The sequence below is a fragment of the Peterkaempfera griseoplana genome (assembly GCF_001418575.1).
Taxonomy (GTDB): Bacteria; Actinomycetota; Actinomycetes; order Streptomycetales; family Streptomycetaceae; genus Peterkaempfera; species Peterkaempfera griseoplana.
Map to the genome: position 1 here is coordinate 1 of NZ_LIQR01000253.1, position 7,093 is coordinate 7,093.

General features: G+C 73.3%; 6 protein-coding genes. 2 read left to right on the forward strand and 4 right to left on the reverse strand.

Annotated features, from left to right (window positions below; all coding sequences use genetic code 11):
* Positions 1 to 417: electron transfer flavoprotein subunit alpha/FixB family protein (locus tag AOK09_RS19140; RefSeq protein ID WP_169797046.1), on the forward strand; the 417-nt coding region annotated here is incomplete at its 5' end.
* A gap of 99 nt (positions 418 to 516) precedes the next feature.
* Here the strand turns inward: AOK09_RS19140 and AOK09_RS19145 are convergent.
* Together AOK09_RS19145 and AOK09_RS19150 are read right to left on the reverse strand one after the other, a co-directional pair.
* On the reverse strand, positions 517 to 1,185 hold the full coding sequence (locus tag AOK09_RS19145) for a TetR family transcriptional regulator (protein WP_055588431.1): 669 nt from the start codon (positions 1,183 to 1,185) through the stop codon (positions 517 to 519).
* Between the two features lie 128 nt (positions 1,186 to 1,313).
* Positions 1,314 to 2,219: a carbohydrate kinase family protein gene (locus tag AOK09_RS19150; protein ID WP_055588428.1), complete on the reverse strand. Its 906-nt coding sequence runs from the start codon at positions 2,217 to 2,219 to the stop codon at positions 1,314 to 1,316.
* A 335-nt stretch (positions 2,220 to 2,554) separates the two neighbouring features.
* Between AOK09_RS19150 and AOK09_RS19155 the strand changes: the two genes are divergently transcribed.
* Entirely contained in the window at positions 2,555 to 3,322 is a 768-nt protein-coding gene (locus AOK09_RS19155; RefSeq protein WP_079063220.1) for a ThuA domain-containing protein, read from the forward strand.
* A 42-nt stretch (positions 3,323 to 3,364) separates the two neighbouring features.
* Here AOK09_RS19155 and AOK09_RS19160 read toward each other — a convergent pair whose 3' ends face one another.
* Both AOK09_RS19160 and AOK09_RS19165 read right to left on the reverse strand, forming a co-directional pair.
* Complete coding sequence (locus tag AOK09_RS19160) at positions 3,365 to 4,897, reverse strand: glycoside hydrolase family 43 protein (RefSeq protein WP_055588429.1); 1,533 nt, start codon at positions 4,895 to 4,897, stop codon at positions 3,365 to 3,367.
* 102 nt (positions 4,898 to 4,999) lie between these two features.
* The gene (locus tag AOK09_RS19165) at positions 5,000 to 6,994 is read right to left on the reverse strand and encodes a beta-galactosidase (RefSeq protein ID WP_055588430.1); all 1,995 of its coding nucleotides are present in this window, start codon (positions 6,992 to 6,994) and stop codon (positions 5,000 to 5,002) included.
* Positions 6,995 to 7,093 lie beyond the last annotated feature (99 nt).

Below are 7,093 nucleotides of genomic sequence, written 5' to 3' on the forward strand. Positions count from 1 at the left end.
ACCAGGGTGGTCTCGCGTACCCCGCGGGTCTCCTCGGGGCGTCCGGAGCTGACCGAGGCGGCGATCGTGGTCTCCGGCGGTCGCGGGGTGGGCGCGGCCGAGGGGTTCGGGGTGGTGGAGGAGCTCGCCGACGCGCTCGGCGCGGCGGTGGGTGCCTCGCGGGCGGCGGTGGACGCGGGCTGGTACCCGCACACCAACCAGGTCGGCCAGACCGGCAAGCAGGTCTCCCCGCAGCTGTACATCGCCAACGGCATCTCCGGCGCCATCCAGCACCGGGCCGGTATGCAGACCTCCAAGACCATCGTCGCCGTCAACAAGGACCCCGAGGCCCCCATCTTCGACCTCGTCGACTTCGGCGTCGTCGGCGACCTCTTCCAGGTCCTCCCCCAGCTCACCACCGAGATCAGGACCCGCTGACTCCGGCGCTCCGAGGGGCGCCCGGCGCACGACAAGGGGCCGGCCGGCAGGTGCTGCCGGCCGGCCCCTTGTCACAGGCCCAGTGAGGGCGCCGGTGTCTCACTCCGGGCCGAGGCCCGCCTCCACATCGCGGACCACCCGCCACATCGGGGTGCGGCGCCGGGTGATGACGATGACCACGTCGTCCTCCTCCGGATTGTCGGAGGCGGGCTGCTGGGAGGTCCAGGCGCCCGTGACATAGGCGAGGGCGCGGTCCGCCGCCGCCTCCGCGTCCCCCTGGCCGTTGGCCCGCAGCCAGCTGCGCAGCGCGTGATTGTGCGCGGCGACCACGGACGCGGCGACGACATTGGCCCGCAGGGCGCCGTCGCGGCGTGCGGCGAAGCGTCCGCGCAGAAAGTCGGCGAGCGTGTGCTCATAGCGCCAGACGACCGAGAGCTCATAGGCGCGCAGCCCCGGGACCTTCTTGGTGAGCCGGTAGCGCTGGACGGAGAAGGTGGGGTTCTCGGTGTACATCCGCAGCACCAGCCGGGCCGCGTCGCAGACCCGCGCCACCGGGTCGTCGGTGTCCGCGCTCGCCTGCAGGAAGGCGGTCATGTCCGCCAGGGCCTGCTCGTGGTCCGGGAAGACCACGTCCTCCTTGGAGGGGAAGTAGCGGAAGAACGAACGGCGGCCGACACCCGCCAGGGTGACGATGTCGTCGATGGTCGTCTGCTCGTAACCGCGTTCCAGGAACAGCTGGAAGGCCGCCGCGATCAGGGCCTCGCGCATGGCGGGCTTCGGGGCGCCGGCCGTGGCCTCTGCATCGGCCTTCCGCGCGTTGGTCATGGCGTGAACCTAGCACCATCGCATCACAATGGCACTCAGTGCGCTCAATTGGAGGCATCTGATGCCGCACATCAACGCTTCCCGGGAAACATCAGTGCATCGAGTTCCGGCCGGGTGATCAGCCGCTCATGGGTGCCAGGGGTGGTGCAGGCGAACGCTCCGGAGAGGGAGCCGGCCCGGACGCAGTGGTCGAGCGGAAGGCCCTTCAGCCAGGAGTCCGTGAAGGCGGTCATGAAGGCGTCGCCCGCGCCGTTGCTGTCGACGACGGGCTGCTCCGGGGCGAGGGCGGGGAAGTGGCGGGCGTCGGGGCTGGTACGGGTGGCGACATGGCAGCCGTCGGCGCCGTCGGTGGCCACCGCGACCTGGGCGCGGCCCCGGTCGAGGATGTCGCGCAGCACCTTGGGGGCCCGGTCCCCGACGGTCGCGGCGCTCATGAAGACGATGTCGCAGCCGTAGGCGAAGGGGACCGCGTACGGGGCGCTCCCGTCCCAGGCGTGCAGGTCGGTGGAGACGGTGACGCCGGCGCCGTAGAGGTCGGGCAGGAGGTCCCGGCACAGACCGCCGCCGGAGAGGTGCACATGGCGGGTCCGGGCGAGGAAGGGCCGGTAGAAGTCGGCGGGGAAGCGGAGGTCCGCGGGGTGGCGTCCGTCGTAGAAGGAGAACCGCCGGCCGCCGCGGTCCACCAGGTTCACGCTCCGAGGGGTACCGGCGGGGGCGGGCAGGGAACTGAAATCCAGTCCCACCTCCTGGTACCGGGCACGGATGAGGTCGCCCTGGGGGTCGTCGCCGATGAAGTCGATGAACTTGGTGGCCAGGCCGAGGGCGTGGAACCCGAGCGCGGCTCCGTTGCCGGTGTGGGCGACGTAGTCGCGGATCGGCGGGACGCCCAGGGAGTCGCTCGGCGGGATCTCCAGGTCCGCCACCCGGACGATGGTGTCCACCCCGGAGCCGCCGATCACCAGCACGTCATAGGTCATGCTTTCCTCCGGGAGCGGGAGCCGCGCATAGAATTCCTGAAACTTGCTGCAAGATTATTCAAGCGCATCCTTCGCCCCCGCACCAGGCCTTTGACGGCCCGCGCGGCCACAGCGACGGGGGCAAGCGCTTGCCCTGAGCCCCACCTGCCGCGTCTTGCAAGCGATCATCAGCGGCCACTAGCGTGAAGGGCCCCTTCCGGTACGAACCGGCGACCGTCGGCCACCGCCCGGGGCATCCGCGTCCGACGCCTCGAACATCCGGGACCGGGCGCATCCGGCATCGCGAACATCCGACGTCACGCACAGCCGACACCCGAACAGGAGCGACCACTGCCATGCACACCGGGGCCGACGTGAGCACAGGAACACCCGGGCCCCGGCCCGGCGGTGCGGACGGCCCGGACCCGTCCGGCGGCACCCTCCCGGCCGTTCTGGTCTTCTCCCGTACGACGGACTACCGCCACGACTCGATCCCCGCAGGGGTGGCGGCCTTCCGGGAGCTGGGCGACGAGCACGGTTTCCAGGTGGACGCCACCGAGGACCAGGGCGTCTTCACCGAGGAGTCGCTCGCCCGGTACGTCGCCCTGGTGTTCCTGTCCACCAGCGGCGACGTGCTCGACGACACCGGCCGGGCCGCACTGGAGGGCCATGTCCGCGGCGGCGGCGGGTTCGTCGGCGTGCACTCCGCCGCCTGTACCGAACCCGGCTGGCCCTTCTTCGGCGACCTGGTCGGCGCCCGCTTCACCGACCACCCCGAGATCCAGACCGCGGCGCTGACCGTCGAGGACCACGGCCACCCGGCCACCCGGCACCTTCCCCCGCTCTGGACCTGGACGGACGAGTGGTACAACTTCGCCGCCAACCCCCGGCCGGACGTCAGGGTGCTCGCCTCCGTCGAGGAGGGCCGCTACCAGGGCGGGACCATGGGGGCCGACCACCCGCTCGTCTGGTGCCGGCCGGTCGGCGCGGGCCGCTCCTTCTACACCGCGCTGGGTCACTGCGAGGAGGCGTACCGCACCCCGGAGTTCCGGCTGCATCTGCTCGGCGGCCTGGCCTGGGCGGCACGTCTCGCCAACGCCGGCCCGGACGACTCGTCCGCGTGACACACCGCCGGGGCCCGGTCGTCCCGGGCCCCGGCGGCCGGCTCAGCCGGCCGAGGGCATCGGCGGCAGCGGCAGGTACTCGAACCAGTCGAAGGCCGCGAAGCGTTCGGCGTCCCCGGTGTCCCCTGTGTCCCCGGCGTCCCCGTGGGCGTACGGGCCGATGCACACCCCGGTGAAGTCGCCCGGCGCCGACGGGGAGAGGAAGCTCCCGTCCACCACGGCCAGCTCCTGCCAGCCGCCGGGCTCGACGGCGTAGCGGAAGCGGTGCTCCGCACCGTGCGCCTCCACACCGAGGAGGCGCGGGCGGCAGTCCGCCCGGGCGAGTACCTCCTCCTCGGCCTCCTCGCCCGCGCGCCTGACCAGTTCCAGGCCCCGGTCGCTCACCACCAGCCGCAGACTGCGCCAGTCGTTGAGCAGCAGCGCCAGCCCGGCCTCACCGCCCGGGGGGACGTCGACGGAGAGGTGGGCGGCGAAGTCCAGGTCCTGCACCGGGCGGGCCAGCAGGCCGGGGTTGACCGGGTCGCCCAGCCGCTCCGGCCGCAGCCGCAGCCGCAGCCGGCCGTCCCGGGTGCTCCAGTGGTCCTCCCGCGGGGTGCGCAGCTGCGCCCAGTGCGGGGCGAGGTCCGGGGCGTCGAACCGGTCGCAGGCCGGAAGCGCGGGCCAGGGGTGCGGGGGCAGGTCCGGCGCGGTCGCCACGGCCTCCACCTGGGAGACCACCGGCCAGTCGTCCTCCCACTCCACCCGGGTGAGGAAGGTCTCCCGGCCGAGGTTGCTCCCGGTGCGCATCCCGAGCAGCACCATCCACCACTCCCCCGCCGGGGTCTGCACCAGGTCGGCGTGGCCCACGCAGCCGATCGGGTGCCGGCGGCTGAGGTGGCGGTGGGTGAGGATCGGGTTGCGCAGGTTGGGGACGTACGGGCCGGTGACCGACCGGGAGCGGGCGACGACCAGCGCATGGTCGGCCTCCGTGCCGCCCTCGGAGACCAGCAGGAGGTACCAGTCGCCGATGCGGTAGAGGTGGGGGCCCTCCGGCCAGACCGAGACCTTGAGCGCGCCGTCCCAGATCACGTGCTCCTCGCCCACCGGCTTCATCGCGGCGACGTCGAACTCCCGCAGCCAGATCTCGTTGTCGCCGTCGTGGGCCTGCTCCGCCTTGCCCCGCGTCGCCATGATCCAGGCGCGGCCGTCGGTGTCGAAGAAGAGCGAGGGGTCGATGCCGTCGCCCTCGATCCAGTGGGGTTCGCTCCAGGGGCCGGCCGGGTCGGTGGCGGTGACCACGAAGTGGCCGCCGCCGCCCACATGGGTGGTGATCACATAGAAGACGCCGTCGTGGTGGCGGAGCGTCGGCGCGTAGATCCCGCCGTTGGGCCGCATGCCGTCCAGGTCGAGCTGGGAGGGGCGGTCCAGCACATGGCCGAGCTGCCGCCAGTTGACCAGGTCGCGACTGTGGAAGAGGGGCAGGCCCGGGAACCACTCGAAGCTGGAGGTGACCAGGTAGTAGTCGTCGCCCACCCGGCAGATGGACGGATCGGGGTGGAAGCCGGGGATGACGGGGTTCCGGAACAGTCCGGGCATGGTTCCTCCGCTGCGGTGCCGACCGGGGCCGGGGCGTTCTGCGATGCGTACTCGAAGGGCGCAGGCGCTGCCGGACGGTCCCGGGCGCGGCCTGACGGATGGTCAGTCGACGGTGCGCAGCACCGCCGCGCCGCCCGCGGGGAGGTGCAGACCGTCGGGGCCGGCCTCGGCGCCGGTGAGGAGGTCGAGGCCGGCCACCGTGATCCGGGCCGGCTGCCCCCCGTGGTTGATCAGGAACAGCCAGCTGCGGCCGTCCTCGCCGTGCCGGCGCACCGCCTCGACGCCCTCGGGCAGCCCGGCCACCTCCGGCGCCGCACCGGCGTCCTCCAGCAGCCGCGCCATCAGGGCCGCATAGCCGGGGTCGCCGAGGCGGGTGGAGAGGTACCAGCCGGTGCCCCGCCCGAAGCCGTGCCGGGTCAGCGCCGGCTGCCCGGCGAGCATCCCGGAGGCGTACGACAGCACCGGCTCCGCGCCCTCGCAGCGCAGGCTCTCGCTCCACACCGTGCCGGTGGAGCCGTCCGAGAGTGCGACCGTCTCCCCTGCCGCCAGCGGCCGGTACTCCTCCCCCCGGATGCCCAGCGCGGTGCGCAGCGGCCCGGCGGGGTAGCCGCCAAGGCGGGCGTGGTGGCGTTCGTCGACAGCGCCGCAGAAGTGCTGCACCAACAGCGTGCCGCCGCCCTCGACATAGCGGTGCAGTGCCTCGGCGCCCGCGTCGGAGAGCAGGTACAGCGCCGGGGCGACGACCAGCCGGTAGCGGCTGAGGTCGTCCTCGGGGTGGGCGAAATCGGTGGTCACGCCGGCGTCCCACAGGGTCCGGTGCGCACGGCGCAGGCTGCCCGGGTAGTCGAGTTCGGCCGACGGCAGACCGCGGGTGTCCAGGGCCCACCAGGAGTCGGCGTCGTGCAGCACCGCGGCCTGCGCCCTGACCGTGGAGCCGGCCAGCTCGCCCAGCCGGGCGACCGCCTCGCCAAGCGCCGCGGCCTCACGGAAGATCCGGGTGTCCGCGCCCGCGTGGGGGACCATCGCGGAGTGCCAGAGCTCGGCTCCCGCGCGGGACTGGCGCCACTGGAAGAACAGTGCTCCCTCCGAGCCGCGGGCGATGTGGCCCAGGGAGTGCCGCAGCATCTCGCCGGGCTGCTTGCCGAGGGTCCGGTCGCCGGCGTAGACGGTGCTGGCGCCCTGCTCGATCAGCAGCCAGGGCTTCCCGCCGCCGAAGGAGCGGGCCCGGTCCGCGCCGAAGGCGGTGTCGGCCGCGGCGTCCGTCCCGGGGGCGTCCGGGTAGTGGTCGATGCCGACGAAGTCGACCTCGCGGCCGAACCTCCACAGGTCGAGCACCTGGTAGCCGGGCAGCATCAGGTTGGTCGTCACCGGCAGGCCGCTGTGCGCCCGGATCGCGTCGCGCTGCTCGCGGTAGGCGGCCAGGGCCTCGTCGGACCAGAAGCGGCGGAAGTCCAGGGTGTGGCCCGGGTTGTGGTGCCACTGGGTGGCGCGCGGGGGTGTGATCTGCTCCCAGGAGCCGTAGCGCTGGCTCCAGAAGGCGGTCCCCCAGGAGTCGTTGAGTGCGTCCAGGGTTCCGTACCTAGCCCGCAGCCAACTCCGGAAGGCCGCCGCCGACTGCTCGCACCAGCACACCGTGGCGTACTCGTTGTGGATGTGCCACATCGCCACCGCGGGGTGGGTGCCGTACCGCTCGGCCAGGGCGGAGGCGATCCGCACCGCCGCCCTGCGGTAGGCGGGCGAGGCCAGGCAGTAGGTGTCGCGGCTGCCGTGGGTGAGCCGGGTGCCGTCGGCGGTGACCGGCATCGCCTCGGGGTGCGCCAGGGTGAACCACGGCGGGGGCGAGGCGGTGGGGGTGGCGAGGTCCACCGCGACGCCGTTGCCGTGCAGCCGGTCCAGCTGGGCGTCCAGCCAGCCGAAGTCGAAGCGGCCCTCCTCGGGTTCCAGCAGGGCCCAGGAGAACACCCCGACGGTGGCCAGGTTCACCCCGGCCCGGCGCATCAGCAGGTCGTCCTCCTTCCAGACCTGCTCGTCCCACTGCTCGGGGTTGTAGTCGCCGCCGTACGCGAGGCCGCCGAGCCGCCCGGTGAGCCGCTGCATCACGCCTCCCCGGAGGCCGGCCGGGCGCCGTCGCCGGGGTGCGGGGCGGAGTGCGGGGCGGGATGTGGGCGGGAGGCGGCGGCCAGGTGCCTGTCTCTT

Excerpts from the sequence above, each read along its gene's own strand:
- AOK09_RS19145 (WP_055588431.1), bottom strand. The coding sequence starts at position 1,185 with ATGCGCGAGGCCCTGATCGCGGCGGCCTTCCAGCTGTTCCTGGAACGC.
- AOK09_RS19150 (WP_055588428.1), bottom strand. The coding sequence starts at position 2,219 with ATGACCTATGACGTGCTGGTGATCGGCGGCTCCGGGGTGGACACCATC.
- AOK09_RS19155 (WP_079063220.1), top strand. The coding sequence starts at position 2,555 with ATGCACACCGGGGCCGACGTGAGCACAGGAACACCCGGGCCCCGGCCC.
- AOK09_RS19160 (WP_055588429.1), bottom strand. The coding sequence starts at position 4,897 with ATGCCCGGACTGTTCCGGAACCCCGTCATCCCCGGCTTCCACCCCGAT.
- AOK09_RS19165 (WP_055588430.1), bottom strand. The coding sequence starts at position 6,994 with ATGCAGCGGCTCACCGGGCGGCTCGGCGGCCTCGCGTACGGCGGCGAC.